This window comes from Lutibacter litoralis, from assembly GCF_014646675.1.
GTDB classification, from domain to species: domain Bacteria; phylum Bacteroidota; class Bacteroidia; order Flavobacteriales; family Flavobacteriaceae; genus Lutibacter; species Lutibacter litoralis.
The window spans coordinates 22,249-49,232 of the sequence record NZ_BMNS01000009.1; the positions used below are offsets into that span (position 1 = coordinate 22,249).

Annotated in this window: 24 protein-coding genes; 10 read left to right on the forward strand and 14 right to left on the reverse strand. The window is 28.7% G+C overall.

Features of this window, described 5'->3' with window-relative positions:
• Positions 1-6: 6 nt before the first annotated feature.
• From IEW75_RS13650 to htpG, 3 genes are all read right to left on the reverse strand, one after another.
• Complete coding sequence (locus IEW75_RS13650; RefSeq protein WP_158283768.1) at positions 7-390, reverse strand: NUDIX hydrolase; 384 nt, start codon at positions 388-390, stop codon at positions 7-9.
• Positions 391-398: 8 nt separating this feature from the next.
• Positions 399-1,082 carry a hypothetical protein gene (locus tag IEW75_RS13655; protein ID WP_134247145.1) on the reverse strand — a complete coding sequence of 228 codons (684 nt, stop codon included), beginning with the start codon at positions 1,080-1,082 and terminating at the stop codon, positions 399-401.
• 124 nt (positions 1,083-1,206) lie between these two features.
• Positions 1,207-3,096 (reverse strand): molecular chaperone HtpG, encoded by a 1,890-nt coding sequence (gene htpG / locus IEW75_RS13660; RefSeq protein ID WP_134247144.1) that lies wholly within the window; start codon positions 3,094-3,096, stop codon positions 1,207-1,209.
• Positions 3,097-3,249: 153 nt separating this feature from the next.
• Between htpG and IEW75_RS13665 the strand changes: the two genes are divergently transcribed.
• From IEW75_RS13665 to IEW75_RS13675, 3 genes are read left to right on the forward strand one after another with little or no spacing between them, the layout of a single operon-like run.
• Entirely contained in the window at positions 3,250-3,858 is a 609-nt protein-coding gene (locus IEW75_RS13665; protein WP_134247143.1) for a YkgJ family cysteine cluster protein, read from the forward strand.
• 49 nt (positions 3,859-3,907) lie between these two features.
• The gene (locus tag IEW75_RS13670; RefSeq protein WP_134247142.1) at positions 3,908-5,473 is read left to right on the forward strand and encodes a GMC oxidoreductase; all 1,566 of its coding nucleotides are present in this window, start codon (positions 3,908-3,910) and stop codon (positions 5,471-5,473) included.
• Positions 5,474-5,524: 51 nt separating this feature from the next.
• Positions 5,525-6,208: a nitroreductase family protein gene (locus tag IEW75_RS13675; RefSeq protein WP_134247141.1), complete on the forward strand. Its 684-nt coding sequence runs from the start codon at positions 5,525-5,527 to the stop codon at positions 6,206-6,208.
• Positions 6,209-6,291: 83 nt separating this feature from the next.
• On the opposite strand, the gene IEW75_RS13680 is transcribed toward IEW75_RS13675, so the two are convergent.
• Complete coding sequence (locus IEW75_RS13680; RefSeq protein WP_134247140.1) at positions 6,292-8,709, reverse strand: alpha/beta hydrolase family protein; 2,418 nt, start codon at positions 8,707-8,709, stop codon at positions 6,292-6,294.
• A gap of 266 nt (positions 8,710-8,975) precedes the next feature.
• Between IEW75_RS13680 and IEW75_RS13685 the strand changes: the two genes are divergently transcribed.
• Complete coding sequence (locus IEW75_RS13685) at positions 8,976-9,983, forward strand: 3-oxoacyl-ACP synthase III family protein (RefSeq protein WP_134247139.1); 1,008 nt, start codon at positions 8,976-8,978, stop codon at positions 9,981-9,983.
• Between the two features lie 59 nt (positions 9,984-10,042).
• Here IEW75_RS13685 and IEW75_RS13690 read toward each other — a convergent pair whose 3' ends face one another.
• The 3 genes from IEW75_RS13690 to IEW75_RS13700 form a co-directional block, all read right to left on the reverse strand.
• The gene (locus tag IEW75_RS13690; RefSeq protein ID WP_134247138.1) at positions 10,043-11,008 is read right to left on the reverse strand and encodes a glycogen-binding domain-containing protein; all 966 of its coding nucleotides are present in this window, start codon (positions 11,006-11,008) and stop codon (positions 10,043-10,045) included.
• The gene (locus IEW75_RS13695) at positions 11,005-11,967 is read right to left on the reverse strand and encodes a pepsin/retropepsin-like aspartic protease family protein (protein ID WP_134247137.1); all 963 of its coding nucleotides are present in this window, start codon (positions 11,965-11,967) and stop codon (positions 11,005-11,007) included. Before IEW75_RS13695 ends, IEW75_RS13690 begins: the two co-directional genes overlap by 4 nt.
• Before the next feature lie 194 nt (positions 11,968-12,161).
• Complete coding sequence (locus IEW75_RS13700; protein ID WP_134247136.1) at positions 12,162-14,621, reverse strand: TonB-dependent receptor; 2,460 nt, start codon at positions 14,619-14,621, stop codon at positions 12,162-12,164.
• A 246-nt stretch (positions 14,622-14,867) separates the two neighbouring features.
• On the opposite strand from IEW75_RS13700, the gene IEW75_RS13705 reads away from it, so the two are divergent.
• Positions 14,868-15,230, forward strand: coding sequence for a CoA-binding protein (locus IEW75_RS13705; RefSeq protein ID WP_134247135.1), 363 nt, complete (start codon positions 14,868-14,870; stop codon positions 15,228-15,230).
• On the opposite strand, the gene IEW75_RS13710 is transcribed toward IEW75_RS13705, so the two are convergent.
• From IEW75_RS13710 to pyrR, 6 genes are all read right to left on the reverse strand, one after another.
• Positions 15,227-16,468: an ATP-binding cassette domain-containing protein gene (locus IEW75_RS13710; protein WP_134247134.1), complete on the reverse strand. Its 1,242-nt coding sequence runs from the start codon at positions 16,466-16,468 to the stop codon at positions 15,227-15,229. The two genes, IEW75_RS13705 and IEW75_RS13710, sit on opposite strands and share 4 nt — an antisense overlap.
• Positions 16,469-16,536: 68 nt before the next feature.
• Complete coding sequence (locus IEW75_RS13715; RefSeq protein ID WP_188704069.1) at positions 16,537-17,454, reverse strand: ribonuclease Z; 918 nt, start codon at positions 17,452-17,454, stop codon at positions 16,537-16,539.
• A complete protein-coding gene (locus tag IEW75_RS13720) occupies positions 17,451-17,810 on the reverse strand; it encodes a T9SS type A sorting domain-containing protein (RefSeq protein ID WP_134247133.1) in 360 nt (119 codons plus the stop codon). The genes IEW75_RS13715 and IEW75_RS13720 overlap by 4 nt, the downstream gene beginning before the upstream one ends.
• 17 nt (positions 17,811-17,827) lie before the next feature.
• Positions 17,828-18,160 carry a hypothetical protein gene (locus IEW75_RS13725; RefSeq protein WP_134247132.1) on the reverse strand — a complete coding sequence of 111 codons (333 nt, stop codon included), beginning with the start codon at positions 18,158-18,160 and terminating at the stop codon, positions 17,828-17,830.
• Positions 18,157-19,095 carry an aspartate carbamoyltransferase catalytic subunit gene (locus IEW75_RS13730; RefSeq protein ID WP_134247131.1) on the reverse strand — a complete coding sequence of 313 codons (939 nt, stop codon included), beginning with the start codon at positions 19,093-19,095 and terminating at the stop codon, positions 18,157-18,159. Before IEW75_RS13730 ends, IEW75_RS13725 begins: the two co-directional genes overlap by 4 nt.
• 4 nt (positions 19,096-19,099) lie before the next feature.
• Complete coding sequence (pyrR, locus tag IEW75_RS13735) at positions 19,100-19,639, reverse strand: bifunctional pyr operon transcriptional regulator/uracil phosphoribosyltransferase PyrR (RefSeq protein ID WP_134247208.1); 540 nt, start codon at positions 19,637-19,639, stop codon at positions 19,100-19,102.
• A gap of 139 nt (positions 19,640-19,778) precedes the next feature.
• Between pyrR and IEW75_RS13740 the strand changes: the two genes are divergently transcribed.
• The 5 genes from IEW75_RS13740 (at position 19,779) to IEW75_RS13760 (ending at position 26,095) form a co-directional block, all read left to right on the forward strand.
• Positions 19,779-21,176 carry a tetratricopeptide repeat protein gene (locus IEW75_RS13740; RefSeq protein WP_134247130.1) on the forward strand — a complete coding sequence of 466 codons (1,398 nt, stop codon included), beginning with the start codon at positions 19,779-19,781 and terminating at the stop codon, positions 21,174-21,176.
• A 33-nt stretch (positions 21,177-21,209) separates the two neighbouring features.
• Complete coding sequence (locus IEW75_RS13745; protein ID WP_134247129.1) at positions 21,210-22,142, forward strand: polyprenyl-phosphate transporter; 933 nt, start codon at positions 21,210-21,212, stop codon at positions 22,140-22,142.
• A 3-nt stretch (positions 22,143-22,145) separates the two neighbouring features.
• Positions 22,146-23,168 carry a DUF368 domain-containing protein gene (locus tag IEW75_RS13750; RefSeq protein WP_134247128.1) on the forward strand — a complete coding sequence of 341 codons (1,023 nt, stop codon included), beginning with the start codon at positions 22,146-22,148 and terminating at the stop codon, positions 23,166-23,168.
• On the forward strand, positions 23,161-23,907 hold the full coding sequence (locus IEW75_RS13755) for a shikimate dehydrogenase family protein (protein ID WP_134247127.1): 747 nt from the start codon (positions 23,161-23,163) through the stop codon (positions 23,905-23,907). The genes IEW75_RS13750 and IEW75_RS13755 overlap by 8 nt, the downstream gene beginning before the upstream one ends.
• Before the next feature lie 124 nt (positions 23,908-24,031).
• Positions 24,032-26,095: a DUF349 domain-containing protein gene (locus IEW75_RS13760; protein WP_134247126.1), complete on the forward strand. Its 2,064-nt coding sequence runs from the start codon at positions 24,032-24,034 to the stop codon at positions 26,093-26,095.
• Between the two features lie 165 nt (positions 26,096-26,260).
• Here IEW75_RS13760 and IEW75_RS13765 read toward each other — a convergent pair whose 3' ends face one another.
• The gene (locus tag IEW75_RS13765) at positions 26,261-26,923 is read right to left on the reverse strand and encodes a 3'-5' exonuclease (protein WP_134247125.1); all 663 of its coding nucleotides are present in this window, start codon (positions 26,921-26,923) and stop codon (positions 26,261-26,263) included.
• Positions 26,924-26,984: the final 61 nt, after the last annotated feature.

Here is a 26,984-nt window from a genome sequence, read left to right on the forward strand (position 1 = left end):
GGTTATTTACAATAGATTTTGATAGTAAAGAATTTCTAATATTTCTTTATAATCAAAAGATAATGGAAGTTTATTGGCTTCAGAAAAAGAAAACCAATCATAATTTGCCACTTCTTTTTCCTGAATTTTTATTTCACCAGACCAATTTCCTAAAAAACGATAATATTTTTTTTCCTGCCAAATACCTATTTTTAAAATCTTTGTTGGTGCAAAATCTAAATTACATTCTTCTTTTACTTCTCTAATTACATTTTGTTCAGCAGTTTCATTTTTTTCAGCTCTTCCACCAGGACAACCCCAAAAACCGGGGAATCTTTCTGTATAATTTGAACGTTTAAGTAAGAGTATTTTTTTGTTATGTAAAATAATACCTGAAGCTGCTAAAACCATAATTAAATTTAATAATGAAGCACTCCTAAAGTAGCATTTTGCCCTGTTCCAAGTGCCCATTCTTTTGAAGAAATAAGGTTTCCATTGGCATCATATAAATTTAGTTCTGCCGTATTTGGACCAGATAAACCTTGATTTATTGCTTGAAAATCTATTCTATTATATCCTTTTTCTAAGGTTATATAGTACACGTAATAGTTACCTTTTAATCCAATATTGTCACTTACAACTTGTTCGTTTACAAAAATTCTAATTCTATCACCATCAACATAACTATAATCTCTACACTCAACTTTTACAGTTTTTGTAGTGCTTTTTACAGTACCTAAACTATAATTACTTTTAAGTTTTGTATGTGTTACATCTTTATTATTCCAATATTTTTTTCCTATAATATCGCTATCTTCAGGTAAGGTTTCTAATAAAAAATTTGAATTAGAATTTGGTTTTGTTTCATTTAATTTTTTATTAATAGCAGCAGTATTTAATTGTTTATTTATGTTGAGGTCGAGCTGCGTACTTGGGTTTATAAGATTTTTTTTAGATACTGCTTTTAGCTGATTTGTACTTTGTGTAGTGTTAATCTCAGTATCAATTTTCTTGATTTTAGTAGTATCTGTTTGTGAAAAAACAGCATTGCTTAGGCTGCCAATTAACAAAAGATTAAAAAATATTTTTAATGAAATCTTCATATTTAGAATTTAACTCAACTACTAACAAATAAAATGCCAATAATTATAATTAGTTAGTTAAAAGTCAAAAATAACAAAAAAAGCCTCAACAAATGTTAAGGCTTTTCTAAAGTTTATACAACTTTTATTTTACCATTTGGAAACTACGTTTAATAAATTTAGTTAATTCTTCACCGTGTAAAAGTCCTTGAGATAGTTTTGCTAAATCAAAAGCTTGTTGAATTAAACGTTCTTGTTTCTTTTTAGTTTTGGTATTTAAAATTTCACCAACCAATTCGTTATTTGTATTTACAACCAAATTGTACATTTCTGGGAAATTACCCATTCCCATCATTCCACCACCTCCTGTAGCTTGCATTTCTTTCATTCTACGCATAAATTCTGGTTGTGTAATCATAAACGGATTTGCATTAGAATCCATCGCTTCCAATTGAACTGTGTAGGTTTCTTTTGGAATAGCGCCTTCAATAATTGGTTTTAAAGTTTCTTTTTCTTCATCAGAAAGTTTACTTATTTGTTCTTCATCCTTTTTAATAAGGTTGTCAATATGATCTCCATCAACTCGTGTAAACTGAATATTCTCTTTGCTACCTTCTAATTTTTGAATTAAATGTGAAACTATTGGAGAATCTAACAATAAAACTTGATATCCTTTTTCTTTTGCAGCATCAATATAACTGTGTTGTGATTTTACATCTGAAGCATATAAAATTACAGTTTTATTGTCTTTATCAGTTTGTGATGGCTTTATTTCTTCCAATAATTCTTCAAAAGTAAAGTACTCTTTATCTACTGTTGGGTATAATGCAAATTTGTCAGACTTTTCGAAGAATTTTTCTTCTGAAAGCATTCCGTATTCAATAATAACTTTAATATCGTCCCATTTTTCTTCAAAAGCTTTACGGTCGTTTTTAAATAAACTTATTAGTTTATCGGCAACTTTACGTGTAATATAACTTGCTATTTTTTTAACGGCACCATCTGCTTGTAAATAAGATCTAGAAACATTTAAGGGAATGTCTGGAGAGTCTATAACTCCACGAAGCATTTGTAAAAAGTCTGGAACAATTCCTTCAACATTATCAGTTACAAATACTTGATTTTGATATAGTTGTATTTTGTCTTTTGTTGGATCTACACTTTTACTTAACTTAGGAAAATATAAAATACCTGTTAAATTAAATGGATAATCTACATTTAAGTGAATGTTAAATAAAGGCTCTTCAAATTGCATTGGGTACAATTCTCTGTAAAAAGATTTATAATCTTCATCCGTTAAATCACTTGGGCTTTTTGTCCAAGCTGGAGTAGGATTATTTACAATGTTATCTACTGTAATTGTTTCTGGTTTTGCATCTTCAGCAGCATCTTCAGGTAATGGTAAATTTTCTTCGCGAGTTCCAAATTTAATTGGAATTGGCATAAATTTATTGTACTTATTTAAAAGTTCGTTTATTTTACTTTCTTCTAAAAATTCTAACGAATCATCGTCAATGTGAAGTACAATTTCAGTCCCTCTTTCGGTTCTATCGGTTTCTTCTAAAGTATATTTAGGACTTCCATCACATTCCCATCTTACAGCTTTTGATCCTTCGGCAAAAGATTTAGTGAAAATTTCAACTTTGCTCGCTACCATAAAAGAGGAATAGAAACCTAATCCAAAATGACCAATAATTCCAGAGTCTTCAACTTTGTCCTTGTATTTTTCAACAAATTCTTCAGCTCCAGAGAATGCGACTTGGTTAATGTATTTTTCAACTTCTTCACCAGTCATACCAACTCCTTGGTCAATAATTCTAATTTCTTTTTTCTCTTTATCAACTTTTATTTCAATAATTGGATTTCCAATATCTCCTTTAATTTCTCCTAAAGTTGATAAATGTTTTAATTTTAAAGTTGCATCCGTTGCATTTGAAATTAATTCACGTAAAAATATTTCGTGATCCGAATACAAGAATTTTTTAATGATAGGAAAAATGTTCTCCGCAGTTACATTAATATTTCCAGTTGCCATATTTTTTTATTTTATTAAATTTAATTTTATAGTATTGTAGTAGTCAAAAAAAATACCAAACTAGCTAGTGTGACAAACTGGCACTTTCTTTAATTTTTTTTAAAATAGTTGCGTTATGATTTTTTTAAGGTTTATTAGCGTACATTGGCAGTAATGTCTATAGAATATAAAGTAAGATTGATTGAAGAGTTATTCAATTGTCTTGAAAATGAAATTTCTATATTTAAACAGCAATTTGATATAAACTGCATTTCTGGCTGTGGAAAATGTTGTACAAAATTAGATGTTGAAGCTTCACCTTTAGAGTTTTTACCTTGGGCCTTTCATTTATTTTTAAACGGTACAGCTGAAGAAGTTTTAGCGGAATTAAAAGTTAAAACAAGTTCAATTTGTACTATTTATCAGCCATTATCTTTAATAGATAGCAATAGTGGATCTTGTGGAGATTATAAATATAGAGGTTTAATTTGTCGTCTTTTTGGTCATGCTGCGACTAAAGATAAATATGGAAAATTAAGATTGGCTACCTGTAAAATCATAAAAGAGGCTAAGCCAAATTCTTATAAAAGTAGTGTTGAAGCTATTGAAAAAGGTACCTACATTCCTATTTTTACGGATTATTATATGCAACTTTCTCAAATTGATTTTAATTTAGGTAACATAATTTTACCAATTAATAAGGCTTTAGAAAGAGCATTGATAGAAGTTTTGAGTTACTACGCTTACCGACCGGTACCAAGAGGATTTAAAAAACCAGCATAACAATAGATTAGTAATAATTACTTATTTTTATAGAAAGTTTCAACTAAAAATGAATAATCTAAATTATGATTATGTAATTATTGGAAGTGGTTTTGGAGGCTCAGTAAGTGCATTGCGATTGTCTGAAAAAGGCTATAAAGTGTTGGTAATTGAAAAAGGAAGATGGTTTAAAAGTGAAGATTTTCCGAATACGAACTGGAATATAAAAAATTGGATTTGGGAACCTAAATTAGGTTTAAAAGGTTTTTTTAAAATGACTTTTTTAAATCACGTTTCCGTACTTTCTGGTGTTGGAGTAGGAGGTGGATCTTTGACATATGCAAATACCTTACCTATACCAAAGCAACATTTTTTTAAATCTGGGAGTTGGGCAAATTTAAATAATTGGGAAGAGGTTTTAAAACCATTTTATACTACTGCTTACAAAATGTTAGGTGCAGCAACCAATCCAAAATTATATGCAGCAGATTTAGAAGTCCAAACACTTGCGAAAAATATTGGAAAAGAAAAGCACTTTGAAGCAACAAAAGTAGCTGTATATTTTGGGGAGGCGGGAAATACAGTAGAGGACCCTTATTTTAAAGGAAAAGGACCTACACGAACTGGATGCACGCATTGTGGCGCATGTATGACAGGTTGTAGGTTTAATGCAAAAAATACCTTAGATAAAAATTACTTGTATTTAGCACAACAATTAGGTGCTGAAATTTTGGCAGAAAAGGAAGTTTTTAATGTAACAACTTTAATTGTAAAAGATGGTTCTAAAGGTTATAAAGTTGAATACAATTCTAGTATTGGAAAAAGAATAAAAGGAAGTGCAACTACCAAAGGAATTATTTTTGCTGGAGGAGTTATGGGAACTGTTCCATTATTGTTAAAATTAAAGCAACAATCGCTTCCAAATTTATCAGATAGAGTGGGTTGTAATATTAGAACAAATAATGAATCGTTATTGTTGGTTACTTCAACGGATAAAAAAAACAAAGATTTTTCTAAAGGAATTGCAATTGGTTCTATTTTACATACCGACAAAAACAGCCATTTAGAGCCTGTTCGTTATGGTAAAGGCTCTGGTTTTTTTAGATTATTAACCATTCCTATGGTATATAGTAAAAGTTTTATATTTCGTTTTTTAGGTATTTTTAGTTTGTTTTTAAAACGGCCAAAAAAATTGTTTAAAACTATTTTTACTAAAAATTATGCAAAAAGAACAACTGTACTATTATTTATGCAAACGCTAGATAGTACGCTTCAACTTAAGTTAGGAAAAATTACTAAGATGAAATCTAAAACTGAAGTTGGTAAAAAACCTTCAGCTTTTATATATGAAGCCTTAGAATTAGGAAAGCTATTTGGAAAACAGGTAAACGGAATTCCATATGCTAATTTTACAGATGTTTTATTGGGTAGCCCAACAACTGCACATATTTTAGGAGGTTCAGTTATGGCAGAAAATATAAAAGAAGGGGTTATTGATAAAAACAATAAAGTATTTAGTTATAAAAACATGTTAGTTTGTGATGGATCTGCAATTTCAGCTAATCCAGGTGTAAATCCATCCTTAACAATTACTGCAATTACGGAACATGCAATGAGTAAAATTGCTGTAAAATAAAATTTTAATTAATTAAAAAAAAGTAGGTTTCTAAACCTAATAATAAATAATATGGACGATTATATTTTAATTGAAGGTTACAAACATATTAGATACAAGCAAGAAATTTTTTCTGAAAGTGAAATCCTGAAGAAATCTAAAGATTTTTTTGAATGGGCTGATAAAAGAAGATCCGTGCGTCATTTTTCTAATAAAGAAGTGCCAATTGAAATTATAGAAAACATTATAAAAACTGCTTCAACGGCACCTTCAGGAGCAAATAAGCAGCCTTGGACTTTTTGCGTTGTGAAAAGTGACGAAATTAAAAAAGAAATTAGACTGGCAGCCGAAACGGAAGAGCGTAAAAGTTATAATGAACGAATGAGTGATGTATGGTTGCAAGATTTAGAACATCTAGGAACAGATGCTAATAAACCTTTTTTAGAAACTGCACCTTATTTAATAATTGCGTTTAAGCGTATTTTTGAATATGATGCAGAAGAAAAAAAGCATCAAAATTATTATGTAAACGAATCGGTAGGTTTGGCTTGTGGATTTTTAATTTCAGCAATTCATAATGCTGGGTTGGTAACGCTAACTCATACACCAAGTCCAATGCGGTTTTTAGAAAAAATATTGAAACGTCCAGATAATGAACGTGCTTTTTTGTTATTGCCTGTAGGCTATCAAGCCGAAAAAGCTTATGTTCCGAATATTAAAAGAAAACCTTTAGAAGATATTATGAAATTTTATTAAAAAAAGGCTGTTTGAAAAGTGAAATTTTCAAACAGCCTTCTAAAAAAGTTAATTTTTTAAGCTACTTTCTTTTTATAACAACATTATTCAATAATTCTATTTTTAACATATTTTTCTAGCCACTGATCTTGTTCCCAAAGCATGTGTAACACAGATTCTTTGGCACTATATCCATGACTTTCTTTTGGCAGCATAACTAAACGAACTGGAGCTCCAAGACCTTTTAAGGCGTTAAAATAACGTTCACTTTGCAAAGGATAGGTTCCAGAATTATTATCAGCTTGACCGTGTATTAATAGTAGAGGTGTTTTCATAGTATGTGCGTGCATAAAAGGCGACATAGTATTGTAAACCTCTGGAGCTTCCCAGTAACTGCGTTCTTCACTTTGAAACCCAAAAGGAGTTAAAGTTCTGTTGTATGCACCACTTCTGGCAATTCCAGCAGCAAATAAGTTAGAATGTGCTAATAAATTGGCAGTCATAAAAGCACCATAAGAATGTCCTCCAACAGCTACTTTGTTTCTGTCTATATATCCTAAATTATCAACAGCATCAATTGCAGCCTTACCATTGGCAACCAATTGTTTAATAAAAGTGTCGTTTGGCTGTTCATCACCTTCACCAACTATTGGGAAAGATGCGTCATCTAACACAACATAACCTCTAGTTACCCAATAAACCATAGAACCATAATAAGGATATGTAAATTCATTTGAGTTTGAAGTACTTTGTCCGGCACTACTTTTATCTTTATATTCTCGTGGATATGCCCACATTATCATTGGATATTTTTTTCCTTCTTGATAATTTGTTGGTAAATATAAAACACCAGAGAGCTCTAATCCATCGTTACGTTTATATTTAATTACTTCTTTATGAACATTTTGAATACTTCTAAAAGGGTTTTCGAAAGTTGTTAAAGCAACAGGATTCGAATTTCTTTTAATATTTCTAATATAATAATTTGGGTATTCGTTTTTAGATTCTATACGAACAATAATTTCACCCTTTTTTATATCTAAAGCACCTGTAATTCCTTCAACTTTATCAGTTAATTTAGACTGATACAATCTTTTAGTTTTTAAATTCTTTAAACTAAATTCATCTACAAAAGGAAATTTACCATTTTTGCTATAGCCATCTCCAATTAAATAGGCTTTATCTTTATTTAAAGAAAGAGTATATCTTCCAAATTCATTTCTTTTTGTTATAAAATTTCCTGGATCGCTATAAGTATCTTGGTAATTTCTATCTGAAATGATTTTAGGTTTAACACTGTTATTTGAAGGATTAAAAATATAGGTTTTTGTGTTTCTTGTGTTCCACCAATAATCGTATGCAATTGCAGTAGAATTATTTCCCCATTGAATACCTGAAAATCTGCCAATTGTTTTAAGTATTGAAGCTGCATTTCCATTAAATGGCGCGCTTAATTCAAAGACTTCATCTCTAAAATCAACTTCTTTTGCAGGATCACCTTCATCTAATGCCTCACACCAATAAAGTGTAGCAGGTTTGTCAGCTCTCCAAGAAAGGTTTCTTATACCCGTTCTTACCGCCATAAAACCTTTAGGTAAATCTTCAATTAAAGGAATTTCTAGCATTGTTTTTATAAGAGCTCCATCAGTATTATAAATGGTTGTTTTTGAAGGAAACCTCCTGTATGGTACTAAATATGAAAAAGGTTTTTCTATGGTAGTTATTAAAATATAATTTCCATCTGGAGAAAATGACATACCTCGGTACATATCATTTCCTTTCCATAAGGTTTTGTTTCCTTTTAAGTCAACTTTATGCAATTCTGCCAAGGCAAGTTGTTCAAAGTTATGTTCGTCACTTTTATTTTTTAAAAGATCCTGATAAGTTCTGTTTTGGGCTTTAACTCCTTGTTCACTTACCGATATAGTTGGTCCAGTTGGAATAGCAGTTTTTGTATCTATTAATGGTTTTTTATCTTTTGAAATAACTTTTATAAGAAGAGAGTTACTATCTTTAAACCAAGAAAAAGGCATTCCAGTATTTGCATTTAAATTTGCATCTGAAATTTTTTTAACTGATTTTGCTTCAATATCTAATATCCAAAGTTCAACACCATTAAAAACAGTATTTGTAAAAGCCATCATTTTTTGGTTTGGTGACCAAGAGAAGTTAGAATAACGTCCGTTTTCTGGTAAGCCGGTAGGGATTTCTTCTTTAGAAGTTCTTCCAACACGTACTTTAATATCTGTGTAATAGCGTTGTCTACTGCTAATGTTGGTTTTAGGATTAATTCTAAGTCCACCAAGTCGCATTTCAGTTTCTGAAAGTTCTTCAATATTTTTGAAATTAGAGCGGTATAAAAAGACAAAATTCTCACCATTTTCATCCATTCGCATAGACGGAGCTAATGGAGCTTCAGCAAGTTCTAAAATTTCTTGAGGAGGATTTTGATAGGTGAGTGCCTCTTGAGCAAACATAAAAGTTCCCCAAAATAAAATTACGGTAAATAGTATTTTCTTCATATTAAATTTGTTTTAAAGTATTGCTCTCAAAACTACTAAAACAATTATGGGAAACTTATTAATAAAATGTTAAAAGCTAAACTTATGTTAAACTATTTATTGACTTTGAGAAATTGAAATCTTTAAAATGAATATTTCGTGGGTAAAGTCAAAAAAAATAGTGATAAATCTGTTTAATTTTAATGAATATTTAGTTACTATTGTAGTAGTTGTAAAAACACGAAGATTTTACTAAGTTTGAAAACACCATAACAAAAAACAAAAATATGTATAATTCTAAAATTACAGGACTTGGATATTATGTACCTGATAACGTTGTAACGAATGAAGATTTGTCGAAAATGATGGATACTAATGACGCGTGGATACAAGAGAGAACTGGTATAAAAGAGCGAAGATGGATACAAGAAGGAAGTGAAGATACTTCAGCTGTAATGGGTGCAAAAGCATCAAGAATAGCGATTGAACGTGCTGGATTAACACCAAAAGATATCGATTTTATAGTATTTGCTACGTTAAGTCCAGATTATTATTTTCCTGGTTGTGGTGTACAAATTCAAGAAATGTTGGAAATGAGAACCGTTGGGGCTGTTGATATTAGAAATCAATGTTCTGGGTTTGTTTATGCAATGTCTGTGGCAGACCAGTTTATAAAAACCGGAATGTATAAAAATATTTTAGTTATTGGTTCAGAATTTCATTCTGGAGGTTTAGACAAAACAACTAGAGGAAGAGGTGTTTCTGTAATTTTTGGAGATGGAGCAGGAGCTGCTGTATTGTCTAGAACTGAAGATAATACTAAAGGAATTTTATCCTCTCATTTGCATTCCGAAGGAAAACATGCAGAAGAGTTAACGGTTTTAGCACCAAGTATTAGACATTGGGTTCCAAAAATTTTGGAAGAAAATGATGAAAATGATGAATCTTATTTTCCATATATGAATGGTACATTTGTATTTAAGCATGCAGTTGTACGATTTTCTGAAGCAATTGTGGAAGGACTAAAAACAAACAATTTACAAGCTGCAGACATTAATATGTTAATTCCGCATCAGGCAAATTTAAGAATTTCACAATTTGTTCAAAAGAAATTTAAATTAACTGACGATCAGGTTTTTAATAATATTCAAAAGTATGGTAATACTACAGCAGCCTCAGTAATTATAGCTTTAACTGAAGCCTGGGAAAAAGGAAAAATTAAAGATAATGATTTAGTTGTTTTAGCTGCCTTTGGGAGTGGATTTACTTGGGGAAGTGTTATTATGCGTTGGTAGAAACCAATTAAAATTATGTTAATTAGATAAAATAAAAAAAGCACTTTTAAGTGCTTTTTTTATTTTACAATGCAAACAGAATTGATGTTGCCATCATAATCAAATTCTTTAACAGGATTGTATGGGTCTGTAATCCAATAATCATCAACAATAAATTTGTAGTGATATTTTCCTCCATAAAGTTTTAAGGTATATTCCCAACCATTTTTAGTTCTAATCATTTTATAATTATTCTCATCCCAATTATTAAATGATCCAGTTAAAATTACTTTTTTAGCATCTGAATTGGTATTTAAATGAAATGTAACCCATTTATAAATTTTAATAACAGAGTTATAACCATCAAATTCATTTCTGTTTTTTAGATTATTTGTTGGGTCTTCCATCCATTTTCCATCAACAATAAATTTGTATTCATATTCTCCTGGTTTTAGTTGTAAGGTTAGCTTCCAACCATCAATAGTTGGTATCATTTTAAAATAATCTTCATTCCATCTATTAAAAGTTCCTGATAAAATTACTTTATCGGCCTCTTTAAAACCGTTTAAATTAAATGTTGCATTTCCATTTTCATCAACATAAGCGGTTGTGAAATTAAGATTATAGACATTTAAATTTTTTTCATTTTTTGTGGCTTTGCTAATATTTATAGCATCTCTGCTAGGCTCTGCCCAATAATAATTATTAATTACGAATTTGAATTCCCAAGAAAATTCATCAGTAAAATCTTCAATTTTTTTTCTTAATTCATAGTTGTTTTCATTTAGCTTAACCATTCGCCATTTTTTTAACGACCAATTGTTAAATTCTCCAGCAACCACAACATTATTTATATCAATATCTTTAAAATCTTTTTCAGCACCAAAATTATTTTTTGTTACTTTTTTATAATCTCTTTTATCAAAAGAAAATACTATTTCATCTCCTTCAATTCTGTAACCTTTTACTTTACTGTTTTGAGCAAAAGTTGTTGTAGTTATAAAAACTATTAATAAAGTGATAATATGAACTATAATTTTACTCATTGATTGTTTAAAGGGTAATTTATGAAATAAAGTTTTTCTTTTTGGTAATTTATAATGGTTCTTTTGTACTTGAAAAATTCATAGCCTAAAATTCCATCTAATTGAACTCCAAAAACTTCATGCATTTTTGGAAGATTTATTAAAAAGGTTTTCATAGGTCCTAAATAAACTGTTTCACTTAGTTTTAAGCGGTGCAAATTTCCTGCCAAAACTTCAACTTGTTTGTTGCTTGCGCCAGCTAAATTAATTCGTTTTTTTGGAACAAAATGCTTTAAAACTTTTTTATTGACACTTTTATTTATTTGATTAAATTCTGCAGCTGTATCTAATCCTAGTTTTAATTTTTGGTTGTTGATGACACCATTTACAACAATAGTATGTTTTTTTAGATTAAAATTAATGCTATCAACAATTTCTTCTAAGTATACTTTAGGATCAAGTTTATTTCCATTCTTATCAACTTTTGTTAAAGTAATTTGATTTAAGTAAAGGTCAATAAAAATCTCATAATCTTTCAAAATACTGTAACCAATAATACCTAACAGGTGCATTTTTTTAATTTTTTCAATATGTGATAAATCAATTATATCTGAGTTTTTATCTTTTAAAGAAAAATGCAATAAATTAAATTCACTTATTTTTTTTTGAAGAGGATTGTCAAGGCTGTTCAAAACACCTGTTGTTTCAACTCTTTTCTTGTTGTGTTCATATTGGGAAGGGAAATGTACTTTATTTAATATTAAATTCTGTGACCCCGTATCAATAATGAAATTTCCTTTTTTGTTTAATAAATTAGCTTCAACAACAATTAAATGATCAATTAATTTAAAAGGAATACGAGCAGTATATTTATTTAGAATTTCTGCTTTTGGAAAAACCAACTTATTAATTTCATTTGCAAAAACAGTTTTGTTTATAAATGACAAAAACAGAATTAATATGATTTTTGTTTTGAGCATAATTTCAAAATAAATTCGAATATAATATTTTTAGAAATGTAAAAAGCCTCTAAAATGCAAGTTTAGAGGCTTTGTAAAAGGTTATTAGTTAACTAATTCAAATAATTATAATATCCTTTTAAGAGTGTTCAAAACTTTTTTCACAATGCTATATTTAAGAACGATCTAAAGTATGTTTTGTGACAGTTTATTTGTTAAATAAAGCCTCCACCATTTTGAGCTTCATTTTTATCTCGGGATTTACGCCCTTTTGCTTTATTTTTTCCTCCACCAAATCTATACATAAATCCAATATAGGCTGTTCTGCTTTCCCAATTAAATTGTCCGGTAGAAGGGTATGGGTTTTCAGATTTAAACTTAAATTTCATACTTTCAAAAATGTCATTAACACGTAAACTTACAGTCCCTTTTCCTTTTAATACATTTAAACTTGCACCCGTATTAATCATCCACATTGGGTCTACCTTAAATTGAATTGATTCTCCACCACCTCGATACATTGTAAATAATTGAAATCTAAGATTTTTTGTTGCCGTAAAATTATTACTTAATCTAAAGTTTATTGAATTATTTGTAACTTCTAATTGCTCCCCATTTGCAATTCCACTTTCTTTTTGAGTGTATAAATCGAAACTTGCATTTGTTCTCCACCATTTTGCAATTCTATAGTTTGAAGATATTTCAAAACCGTATCTATTATTACTTTCTGTATTGTTAAATGAAAGTTCAACTTTATCTTCATCTAAAGGGTCAACATTTAATATTCTATCAATATTATCATTAACTCTTCTATAAAAAGTTCCTAAAGTAAATGAGCCTTTTTCGTGTTGTTTTGTATAGTTAAATTCGTATGAATTTGTGAATTGAGGTTTTAAATTAGGGTTACCTACAGAAGTAATTAATGGTGTACTCCATTCTCTAATTGGATTTACTTGTCCAATTGAAGGACGATCAACTCTGCGACTATAACTTAATTGAAATTGATTTTTATCACTAGGATTATACGTAAAAAAAGCTGAAGGATATATTGAAAATATATCATCGGTATAATTAATAGTTTCATTTCCTTTTACAAAAGTTCCATCAACTTCATATTGCTCAAATCTTGCTCCCAATTGCATAGATAGTTTGTTAAATTTTTGATTGTAATTAACATATGCCGAGTAAATATCGCGATTGTATTCAAAAAAAGTATAATCTTTTAGTTTAGTTTCAAACCAATCATTACCGTCATCAATTAAATTACCATTTGAGTCGTAAATAAATTCATGCTGCGTTGTAACATTAGTGTTTCTAGTTTCATTAAAACGTGCTTCTAGACCAAGTTCTAGTTTTGAATTTTCAGATAAGGGATTTGTATAATCTATATTAAACAATCTTGTTCCTCTTTCATTCTTAACAATATCATTGTAGTTACTAGTTAAGTCATAAGGACGAATTAATTCTTGATAGTCTGCTAGTTCTGGGCTCTCTGAATCTGAAAAATTAGCTTCAAGTTCTAAATTATGACCTTTCTTTTCAAAGTCTAATGTGTAATTAAAATTATATGCTTTTGTGTCAGATTCTCCATCAACAACCATTTGGCTATTACTGTTTAACACATTGTTAAATGTAACTTTTGTATTGCCATTAAATATGTTGTCTCTGCTATTTTGAGTTGTATAAAATGAAAAAGTGTTTTTATCATTAAAATAAATGTCTGCTCCTACTTTTAGCAAATAAGAATTTGAATCGTCTTGCATATCGAAGTTTTGAACAGAATTATTATCAAAACGCTCAACAACTCCGTAATTATCATTTTTTCCATCATTTACACCATAATTAGCGAAGAAATTAACTTTACCTGTTTTAAAATTCATATTAGCAGATCCGTTAAATCTGTTATTTTCTCCCATAGTCAATCCTGTGTTTATAGATGCATTAAAGCCAATATTTGCATTTTTATGAAGTACAATATTTATAATTCCGCTCATACCTTCAGGATTGTATTTTGCAGAAGGGTTTGTAATTAATTCAACACTTTTAATAGAAGTTGAAGGAATTTGTTTTAGTAAATCAGCAACATTAATATTTGTTGGTTTTCCATCAACTAATACACGTACATTTTCGTTACCTCTTAGACTAATATTTCCTGTTTGGCTATCAACAGAAACAGATTGTACATTATTTAATAATTCAGAAGCGGTAGTTCCAGCCGATGTTAAATCTTTTCCAACATTTATAACTTTTCTATCAATTTTCTGTGTTATTGTAGAGGTTTCTGCAACTACAAGCACTTCATCTAATTGTGAAGTTTCTTCTTTAAGTTCAATTATTCCTAAATCAATTTTTGAATTTACACGAGAAATGGTAATTTTTTTTACTTCAGTTTTATAACCAATAAATTGAATTTCAACAATACTTTCTCCTTCCGGAATTTGTTTAATAGTAAAACTTCCCTCGTCATCAGTAATTCCTCCAGTTTGTATTTTGTCTTCGGCATTTTTAATTATAATACTTACATATGGTATTGCAGTATTTGTAATTTTATCTACAATTATTCCTGATATAACTCCAGTTTTTAAATTATTTTCAATTGGATTAGACTCAGAAGGAATTTGTGCTATTGCAGTTAGTGTAAAAATAAAACTACATATAAAGATTAATTTTTTCATTGTTTGTTTTTTTATTTTGATTAGTAGATTAAAATCATTTTAGGGTAATTTTTTAAATAGTTTTTCATTTATTAATTATAAGTCTATACATAGAACCTTGTAATGCATAAGACTATGTTGTAATTTGTTTTAGCTTCTTTAGTTTTTTAAATTTTTATAAGGTTTTTTTGGATTGTGTTATGCTTAAAAGACGTCGTATTTCAAATAATGTTACGTAGAATATTATATTTTAACTAATTTTAACATATGAATAAAAAAATATTAGTACTTGGTGCTACAATAAAACCAAACAGGTATTCAAATATGGCTGTAAGAAAATTGTTGGAGAACGGGTTTGAAGTGAAGGCTTTAGGAAATAAAAAAGGAGAAATTTTAGAAGTTGCCATTTATACTTCTAAAGAATTGTTTAAAAACATACATACAGTTACACTTTATTTAAATGCAAAAAATCAGAAAAGTTATTACGATTATATTTTAAGTTTAAAGCCAAAGCGCGTAATCTTTAATCCAGGAGCTGAAAACGTAGAATTGGAAAAAATATTGACTAAGAATAATATTAAATTTGAAAGGGCTTGCACGCTAGTTTTATTAAGTATGGAAGAATATTAGTCTTTAATTCTTATAATTCTTCCTAAAGAACCATTGATACTTGGTGTAAGTTCAAAAATTGTAGTCGGCACTAACCTTGGTTCTACTCTGTGCGATACATATAATATGGTAATTTCTGTTTTTAATATAAGTAGGTTTATTAATTGTGTCACCAATGTTGTATTTTCATCATCTAAACCTTCTAAAGGTTCGTCTAAAATTAAAAGAGGTGGTTGTTTAATTATAGCTCTAATTATTAATGCTAAACGCTGTTGACCTAAAGAAAGTTTAAGAAATGGTGTGTTTTTATAAGCTGCCATGTGGATTATTTTAAGCCATTGTTCCACTACATAAAATTGCATTTTTTGAGGTTTTTTGTAGAGCCCGATGGAGTCAAAATATCCTGATAAGATTAGATGCTCAAGTGTTTGGCTTCTACTAAATAATTCCGTTAATGTTGTTGAAAAAAAGCCAATCCTTTTTTTTAAGTCCCAAATACTTTCTCCGCTACCTTTTTTATGACCAAAAATGCGAATATCTTGTCCGTATGCCTTTGGATTTTCGCCTGTAATTAACGACAGCAATGTGCTTTTCCCAGAACCATTTGGTCCAATTAGTTGCCAAAATTCTCCTTTTTTAACAGTCCAATTAATGTTTTTTACTATAGGCTTTGAATTATAATTTACACAAACATTGCTGAATTTTACAAGAGTATTACCTTCGTAATCAATTTTTTTTAAGGTGTCTGGAATTTTATTTTTAAAATGAGATGAATAACTTTTTTGTTTATTTTGAAGTTTTTGTATTTGAAATGTATTGTCTTTTATTTCATACTTGTGTTCAATAAAATTTAAAATATCCGTTGTTCTGTTTGCCAATTGAATAATTTGAATAGTATTTGATATATTTTTAATATTTTGAGAGAGTTCTGATTGAGAATCCGTATCTAAATGATCAAAGATGCTGTCAAATATTATAAAGTCTGGTTGTTGATTTAAACAATATTTTAAAAAAACCTTTCTTCGTTCACCTGTTGAAAAATCACTTAATTTTTTATTACTTGTTGATGCAACTTTAACAATATCATACCTATATTCTTCTTCAATAAATTTTTCAATGGCAATATCAGAAAATAAAAATCCTTTTAGATTATTAAAATGTTTTAGAATATCGGGAGCTTTTTTAGATAAAATAGTTGAAACAAAACCCGTTTTATCCACGTTGTTTTTTAGTAGGATTGCAATAGGCTTTTTGATCATTATATAAACTCAGTTTTGAATAAAATTACGTAAAAATAGATAAAATACTTGAAGCTAAAATAAGAGTATTAGTTAATTTCAAAAACTTTTCCAGTTTCTGCCAAATGTGTGTTTTTAAATATTTCTTGCGCCTCGGTTTTAAAAACTTCAATATTTTTATAACGTCCACTATAATGTCCAATAATTAGTTGTTGCACATTTGCTTGTAATGCAATTTTAGCAGCTTGTTCTGCAGTTGAATGTTTCGTTGTTGTAGCAAGAGCCACTTTATCTTTTAAAAATGTTGTTTCATGATATAAACAAGTAGCTTCTTTTATTATTGGTACAATTGCAGGTAAGTAGGAAGTATCACTACAAAATGCATAGCTTTTTGGAGCAGGAGGGTCTAATGTTAAATCTTTATTTTTTATGATTGTGCCATTTTCTAATTTAAAATCTCTACCGATTTTTAAATTTTGATAATCGCAAATTTCAATTTCTTTATAATTTTTAATTGCACTTATGTTTAACTTACGCTCACCTAACTTTTCTTTAAATAAAAAACCGTTAGTGTAAATTCTATGTTCTAAAGGAATTGTATGTACTTCAACTTTATCATCTTCAAAAATTAATTCACTTCCAGTAGCAGTTAATTCATGAAAATATAAGGGATAATGTGTCCACGAATTAGAAAGTTTTAACTGTAATGTAATTACCTCTTTAATACCTTTAGGTCCGTATATATGTAATTCCGTTTCTCTATTTAAGAGTCTGAAAGTTGAAATTAAACCAACTAAACCAAAAAAATGATCACCATGTAAGTGAGAAATAAATATGTATTTAATTTTTGAAAATTTTACACCATATTTACGCAATTGAACTTGAGTTCCTTCACCACAATCAATTAAAAAATGATGGTTTTTAATTTCTAAATATTGCGCGGTAGGATGTGAGTTTACCCGTGGTGTAGCAGAGTGACAACCTAAAATTGTGAGTTTTATACTCATCTAATAACCAATCTTTTTGATACAATTTCAGAATCTGATTGTAATGAGTAGATATACATTCCGTTATTTAAGTTATTACGATTAAATAACAAGGAATTAGTACCAGGTTTTGCATTAATTCTTTTGCCAAAGACTGTTTTTCCTACAAGATTTTTAACTGTAAATTCAACTAATTGATTTTTTGTAGATTTAAAATTAATACGAGTTCTAATAGTTAATGGATTTGGAGATGCGGAAACAGCTGTAAGTGTAGTTGTGGTAGGTTTATCTTTTTTAAGAACATCACGTTTGTCTTTTTCTTGAGCATAAGAAAAAGTAAAAAAAAGTAAAAATGTTATTAAAAGTAATTTTTTCATCAATAAGCCTATTGTTTTTAAAATCCTAAATCTCGTTCAATCGCATCCATTTCTATAATGTCTAGCGCTTCTGTAAATGTTGGTACAACATTAATGTCATCTGGAATTTCATCTATTTCAACTCCTTCAAAAACAATAACAAAACTTGTGCCATTTTGTTTATGCTCCACACTTAACTTCAAAAATAATAATAATTCTTTTAAAGTTGTGTTAATTTTTTCTGAAAAATCTAAAATTAAATGTTCTCCGTTAAAATTAAATATGTTTTTCTCAAGATTATTTAGAAATATATTTATAGATTCTTCAGCTGGTTTTATTAATGTATAGTTTTCAGTTTTGGTTATTTTCATAGTTTGTGTCTTTCAATTTGCTGCGCCAATAAATAAATTACTGCCATTCTAATAGCAACACCGTTTTCAACTTGATTTAGTATAATAGATTGATCTGCATCTGCAACATCACTTGTTATTTCAACACCTCTATTTATTGGGCCAGGGTGCATTATAACAATTTTCTTGCTAAGTGAATTTAAAAGCTGTTTATTTATTCCAAATAATTGAGTATATTCTCTAGTTGACGGAAAATAATTAATGGCCATACGTTCGTTCTGTACTCTTAAAACATTCGCAACATCACACCATTCTAATGCCTTTTTTAGGTCGTATTCTACACCCACTTCTAAACTTTCTATATACTTTGGAATTAACGTTTTTGGACCGCATACTTTTACTTGCGCACCTTGTAATTTTAAAGCATAAATATTAGACAAGGCAACTCTAGAATGCAAAATATCTCCAATAATCACCACTTTTTTACCTGTTACACTTCCTAATTTTTCTCTAATAGAGTAGGAGTCTAAAAGTGCTTGTGTTGGATGTTCGTGTGTGCCATCTCCTGCATTTACAATTTTTGCATCTACGTGTTTAGATAAAAAGTCGCACGCACCAACACTTGGATGACGCATTACGATTAAATCAACCTTCATTGATAAAATATTGTTTGCAGTATCTATTAATGTTTCTCCTTTTTTTACTGAAGATTGACTTGCAGAAAAGTTAATAACATCGGCAGACAATCGTTTTTCAGCTAATTCAAAAGATAATTTTGTTCTGGTGCTGTTCTCAAAAAATAAATTTGCAATGGTAATATCTCTTAGTGATGGTACTTTTTTAATAGGACGATTAATTACTTCTTTAAAATGATCTGCTGTTTCAAAAATTAAATCAATATCACCTCTTTTTAAATGCTTTATTCCTAAAAGATGTTGTACGCTTAACTGACTCATGTAATTAATTATTTAAAATATAAACGGCATCTTTACCGTCTTTTTCTTTCCAATTTACGGTAACTCTTTCTTCATTTATAACATCAACTTGTCTTCCTCTATAATTTGGTTGAATTGGTAAATGTCTACTAAATCTTCTATCTATTAAAACTAGTAATTCAATATCAATAGGTCTTCCAAAGGACTGTATTGCAGTTAATGCAGCTCTAATACTTCTGCCAGAAAATAAAACATCATCTATAAAAACAACATTTTTATCTTCAACAATAAAATTAATATTGGTTTTGTTGGCTTCAATTGGTTCACCACGTCTTCTAAAATCATCTCTGTAAAAAGTAATATCTAGTTGTCCTAGTTTTACTTCAGGAATATTATAATCTTCTTTTAAAATTGAAACCAATCTTTCTGCCAAATAAACTCCTCTTGGTTGAATACCGATTAAAACAGTATTTTCAAAATTATTATGATTTTCAATTAACTGACACGCTAATCGATGTAATATTATGTGAATTTCTTTAGAGTTAAGTAGAATTTTTTTGCCCATTGCAATACCAAACATTGTTTGGAATACAAATATAATGCATTTTGTTAATTAATTTGTTAAAAACATTTAGAACTTACTATTAAATTAAGCATTTGTTCTTGTACTTTTATTTTTGTAGTATTTAATTATATTTTAATATATGTCTTTAACTCCAAAAGAAAATAATTTACCTTTAACTAAGTTCGAATCAATGCTAAAAACCAATAGTGTTTATTTTTTCGATTCTATTGAGTTCGAGGAAATTATACATTTTTATATAGATTCAGGAAAAATTTCTTTAGCAAAAAAAGCAATAGTTTTGGGTTTAAAACAACATCCAAACTCAATTTTGCTAAAATTATTAAGGGCTGAGTTAATGATTTTTGATGGTGAATTTGATAAGGCTGCTAGTTTATTAAAAGATTTACAAGCCATAGAACCTACTAATGAAGAGATTTATGTGCAGCAAGCTAGTATTTTTTCTAAAAAAGACAAACATCAGCAAGCTATAGACGCTTTGAAAATTGCTTTATTATACACAGATGATGAAGCCGATATTTTAGCCATGATTGGTATGGAATATTTGTTTTTAGATAATTTTGATGAAGCTAGATTAAATTTTGCAAAATGTTTAAAGGTAGATTTTGATGATTATTCTTCACTTTACAATGTTATTTATTGTTTTGATATGCAAAGCCAACATGCAGAAGCTATTGAATATTTGAATGAATATATTGATAAAGATCCTTACAGCGAAGTTGCTTGGCATCAATTAGGAAGACAATATTTTATTTTAGAAAATTATACAGAAGCATTAAGAGCTTTTGATTATGCCGTATTAATTGATGAATTTTTTGTTGGTGCATATTTAGAAAAAGCTAAAACCTTAGAGCAGCTTAAAGAATATAATGAAGCTATAGAAAATTATAAAATTACAATAGATTTAGATGATCCAACATCTTTTGTTTACTTGAGAATTGGGGAATGTTACGAAAAGCTAAATCGTTCTTCTTTAGCAATACAGTATTATAAAAAGGCCGTGCATGAAGACCCATTGCTAGATAAAGCGTGGTTGGCAATAGCAGAAATTAGTATTGTAAATAAAAACTATTACAAGGCACTTTTTTACATTAATAAGGCTATAGAAATAGACGAAAAAAATAGTTTATATTGGAGAAAATATGCTGAAATTAATCTAAAGTTAAGCTTTTTTGAAGAAGCTGTAAGAGCATTTCAAAATTGTATCTTATTGCAAGATTTTGATATTGCAATTTGGGTTGGTTTAAGCGATGTACTTTGTTACTTAGGTGATTATAAAGATGCGTTAATTAATTTACAAAAAGCATCAAAAGTTTTTAAAGATTTTGCAGAATTGGAATATAGACTTAGTGGTATTTATTTTAAAATTAGCAATTTTTCAAAAGGAAAAGAACATTTAATTAATGCCTTAATTATTGATTTTGAATACCATAATGAAATTAAAGATTTATTTCCAGAAGTTTATAAAATGCAAGAGGTTTTAGATATAATAAACGATTTCAAAAATACTTCATTTTAAAATATTACATTTGTCTTTTAAGATAAAAGACAGATGCAACAAAGAAATTTAATTCATTATTTAGTAATTACACTTAAGGGAATGGCTATGGGAGCTGCCGATGTAGTTCCAGGAGTTTCTGGAGGAACAATAGCATTTATTTCTGGTATTTACGAAGAATTACTAACCTCAATAAGTGGTATTAAATTTTCTTCAATTAGATTAATAAAGGAGAGAGGGTTTAAAGTTTTCTGGAAAACTATAAATGGCAATTTTTTAGTGGCACTTGTAATCGGTATTTTTATAAGTATTCTTTCATTAGCAAAGTTAATTTCTTGGTTATTGGAAAACGAACCAATACTTGTATGGTCTTTCTTTTTTGGATTGGTTTTAGCAAGTATTTTATTTATAGGAAAACAAATAACAAAATGGAGTATTTTAGCAGTATTGTTGTTTTTAATTGGTGCTGTAATTGCTTATTATATTACAACATTGCAGCCATTGGTATCTGAGAATTCATCACCTTTATTTTTGTTTATTGCAGGTGCTTTGGCAATTTGTGCAATGATTTTACCAGGAATATCGGGTTCATTTATTTTAGTGTTATTAGGCGCATATAAACCAGTATTAGACGCTATTCATGACAGAGATTTTAAACTGCTTGCAATTTTAGGAGCTGGAGCAATTATTGGATTGTTATCCTTTTCTAAAGTACTGAAATGGCTGTTTAATCATTATAAAAATTTAACGTTGGCGCTTTTAACAGGTTTTATTTTAGGTTCTTTAAATAAAATTTGGCCATGGAAAGAAACATTAACTTGGCGCACAAATTCTCATGGCGTAAAAGTGCCTTTCAACGAACAGAGTATTTCTCCTTTCTCGTTTCAAGGAGATGCAGAATTAACAATGGCAATTGTATTAGCAATAATTGGGTTTGCAGTAATTATTATTTTAGAAAAAGTAGCAAAAATATCGGCATCACATTAATTTATGACAAGAGAACGTAGTTTACTAGATAAATTTTTCCTTTTTTTAAAAGGACTTTCAATGGGAGCAGCCAATAAAGTTCCCGGCGTATCTGGTGGTACAGTTTCTTTTGTGTTAGGTTTTTATGAAGAAATGATTTATTCTTTTAGAAAAATCAACTACAAAGCCCTTTTACTACTTATAAATGGCAGATTTAAAGGTTTTTATAATTATACAAATACAACCTTCTTAATTTTGGTTTTTGGAGGAAGTATGTTTAGTTACTTTACGGTTTCTTTAGCTTTAGATTATCTTTTAGAAGTATATGAATTGTATGTGTGGAGCGCATTTTTTGGAATGATATTGGGATCAATATTTTATATTTCAAAAGACTTTAATGATTGGAATACTAAAAATATAGTTGTAATGATTATTGGTGTATTACTAGGTATTGCAATTAGTTTTATGAGTCCTGCAAAAGAAAATGACAACCTTTGGTTCGTTTTTGTTTGTGGAATAATTGGTGTTTCGGGAATGACACTTCCTGGTTTATCTGGTTCTTTTATCCTTATTCTAATGGGTAATTATGTGTTACTCCTTGTAGATTCTGTTGCTGTTTTATTTAAAACACTAACCGAGGTTTTTACGGGAGATTTTAGCTTTATGGATAGTGAAGAAAGAATCCGTTACCTAAAAATAATAGCTACTTTTACTGGTGGTTCAGCGTTTGGATTGATTGTTACCTCACATATTTTAGGATATGTTTTAAAACGTTGGCATCAAATTGTAACAGCAATAATTATTGGATTTATTGCGGGTTCTTTAGGTATAGTTTGGCCTTGGAAAAAAGAGGTTTATAAAATTGAAAATGGTGTAAATTTGTTAGACGCCAAAGGAAATAAAGTAATTGAAAATTTTGAAAGGTATTTTCCAGATTTTTATAATAACGAAACTTGGATAGCTATATTTTTTATAGTTGTTGGAGCGGTAATTATTTTACTTATTGATAAATATGGTGCAGAACGTAAAGAATATATAGATGAATAACCGTACAAAGTTTGGTTTATTAGGAAAAGATATTTCCTATTCTTTTTCAAGAAAATATTTTTCTGAAAAGTTTAAAAAATTAGGTTTAACTACTTTAGAGTATAGTAATATGGACATTCCTGAGATTGAAGAATTTCCATTTCTTTTGTACCATAGAGAGCATGAATATAGAGGTATAAACGTAACCATTCCTTACAAAGAATCTGTAATGCGTTATTTAAATGAAATAGATTCTAATGCTAAAAAAATTGGAGCAGTAAATACCATTAAAGTAACGGATGATAACAAGTTAGTAGGGTATAATACAGATTATTATGGTTTTTTAAACTCATTAAAACCATTATTAAAACCACATCATAAAAAAGCATTAATATTAGGAACTGGAGGAGCTTCAAAAGCAATTGCTTATGCTTTACAAGAATTAAATATTGAGTATAAATTTGTTTCTAGAAGGTTAGGAGATAGCAATTTTATTTACTCAGTTTTAAATCAGCAGATAATTGAAGAATATCCTATAATTATCAATTGTACACCTATTGGAACCCATCCCAATATTGAGGATGCTCCAGAGATTCCATACCAATTCATTTCAAAAAAACATTTATTGTTTGATTTAATCTACAATCCGTCTGAAAGTAAATTTTTACAAAAAGGAAAAAGTCAAGGAGCTATAATTAAGAATGGTTATGAAATGCTTGAGCTTCAAGCTGAAAAATCGTGGGAGATATGGAATACATAGAAAAAAACACGAAAATTTAACGCAACTTTTAGAGTTTCTTTGAATCTTGTATAAAATAGTATTTTGTCATACTATTATTTAAAATTATTAATGAATATAATTAGTGAACCTTAAACATTATAATATGTTAGACCAAGAAGAAAAATTACCAGTACAAGAAAGCAATTCAACAGATTCAAAAGATCAGTCTAAAGATTCTAAAACAGAAATTAATGCTGAAACAACAGCTAAAATTGAAGATAAATTAGAGGTTGAAATAAAGGAAGAAGCAGAAACTACAGAAGTGACAACATCAAAAGCAACTGTCGTAGATGAAGCGAAGCCTGAAATAAGCGAAGAAACTAAAGCAGAAATCACGCCTGAAACACCTGTTAAACCTGAAATTAAAGAAGGCAGTAATTCAGATAAAGCTATAGATGAAATTGATAATAAGATTGCTGAAAGTTCTGAGAAAAGCGAGCATCAGGAAATTGAAATGGAAGATTATGAGAGTTTGAGTTTAGATGAATTAGTTGCAGAATTAGGTAAACTTGTTAAAGAAGGTCAGGTTCAAAGTATAAACAGTAATGTAAATAAAATTAAAAGTATTTTTAACCTAAAGTTTGGTAAACTTTTAAAAGCTGAAAAGGAGAAATTTTTAGCTGAAGGTGGAAATATCATAGATTTTCAATATAACAATCCAATAAAATCTACATACAATAGCTTTCTTTATGATTTTAAAATTAAAAGAAACGAATTTTATGCAAATCAAGATGCTAAATTAAATTCTAATTTAGAAGAAAAGTTAGAGCTTATAGAAAATTTAAAACATTTAATAGATAATGCAGAGGGTGCAACTATGTATAAAATGTTTAAAGATATTCAAACTAAATGGGTGGCTATTGGTCCAATTCCAAGAGCTAAATACAACGATACTTGGAGAACTTATCAACACCACGTAGAACGTTTTTACGATTTATTACATTTAAGCAACGATTTAAGAGATTTAGATTTTAAGCATAATCTAGAAGAAAAACTAAAACTAATTGATAGAGCTGAAGCATTGTTGGAGTTAGAAGATGTAAATACAGCATTTAAAGAATTGCAGGTTTTGCATAAACTGTGGAAAGAAGATATTGGGCCTGTTGCTAGAGAAAATAGAGAAGAGGTTTGGGAGCGTTTTAGCGAAGTGACAAAAAAAATACATGACAATCGTCATGAATTTTTTAAGGATATGAAATCTAAGTTTGAAGGAAATATAGATAAAAAATTAGAAGTAATTACTGCAATTGAGGCGATTGCTATTTCTAAGAACAATTCGAGAGCAGATTGGCAAAAAAGTATAAAAGAGTTAGAGGTTTTACGAAATAAATTTTTCAGTATTGGTCAGGTACCAAGAGCAAAAAGCGATCAGATTTGGTCTAAATTTAAAGATGCAACACGTAAATTTAATGTTGAAAAAAATAAATTCTTTAAAAATATAAAGAAAGAGCATTTAGAAAATTTAAACCTAAAAAAGGCATTAATTGAAAAGGCGGTTGCTTTAAAAGATAGCGAAGATTGGGATACTACAACTGAGGTAATGAAAAGAATTCAGTCTGACTGGAAAAAGATTGGACACGTTCCTAGAAAATATTCAGATAAGCTTTGGAAAGAATTTAAAGATGCTTGTAATCATTATTTTGATCGATTACACAAAAATCAAGATATTGGTAACAAAGAACAAATTGAAGTTTTAAATAAGAAGAAAGATCTTTTAAGTACTATTAAAGAAGCTATTGGAGATTCATCTGAAATTTCTATTGATACTTTAAATGGATATGTTAGTGATTGGCGTGAGCTAGGAAGAGTGCCTTATGAAATGCGACATATTGAAGTTAAATTCAATAAATTATTAGATAAAGTTGTTGACAATAGTGATGCTATTGAAAAACAAGATATTGAAATGATTAAATTTAAGAACTTAGTCAATAGTTATTTAGAACAAAAAAATTATAGAAAATTAGATTCTGAACAATTATTTATTAGAAAGAAAATTGATGAAACAATACGTGAAATTCAACAATTAGAAAATAATATTGGTTTTATTTCAAATGTATCGGAGGATAATCCTTTAGTGCAGAACGTACGTAAACAAATAGATGTTTATAAAGAAAAATTAGAAATTTGGAAAGATAAATTGAACTATTTAAAAGAACTTGAAAGTTAAAAAGGTATTTATAATTAGTTTTATTATAAAGAATTATAAAGTTAATTAGAAGTTATAAATGGTGTTATTAGAAAGTCAATTGAAATTAATTTCAATTGACTTTTTTTGTTACTAAAATTTTCAGAAACTTAATTGTAAAAGCTTATAAATTGTATGAATAAAAAGTTATATCAACCCTTTATTATTAGAGTTTCTAAACAAATCTGAATAATAAACAGTACGTTCTTGTTTTAATTTAGATATAATTTTTAAGAATAATAATGCAGTAATATAGGCATCACCAGCTGCGGTATGTCTGTCGTGTTTTGGAATGTTAAACTCTTTAGATAAAACATCTAAATTAAAATGATTGTCCTTTTTACCTGCTAGTTTTTTGTATAAAATACCAGTATCAATACTTTTATTTTTAAGTTTTGGTAAGTTCATTCTTTTTAAAGCAGCATTAACCATCTCAATATCAAAGGCAGCGTGGTGCGCTACTAAAACAGCATTCCCTATATAATTTACAAACTGCTGAATAGCATCTTTTTCAGAAAGCTTTTCAAGAAGCCCTTCTTTTAATATTCCATGGATTTCCACAGACTCTATTTTAAATTCGTCTTGTTTTAAGTAGATTTCAAAACTATCTGAAACATTAATTGTATTATTAAAAATCGCAACAGCTCCAATGGATAAGATTCTATCGTTTACAAAATCTAATCCAGTAGTTTCGGTGTCAAAAACTACAAAACGAGTAGTGTAAATAGTTTTTGTTGATTTTTGTTTTAAGGTTTGTAAATATTCCTTCCAAAAAACAGGGAGTTTTTTATTTTTAAAAAAGTTGAACATTAATTGCTGAAAATTTTTAATAAGTTGTTCTATAAAATTACAGAATCCATATTAAATAAAG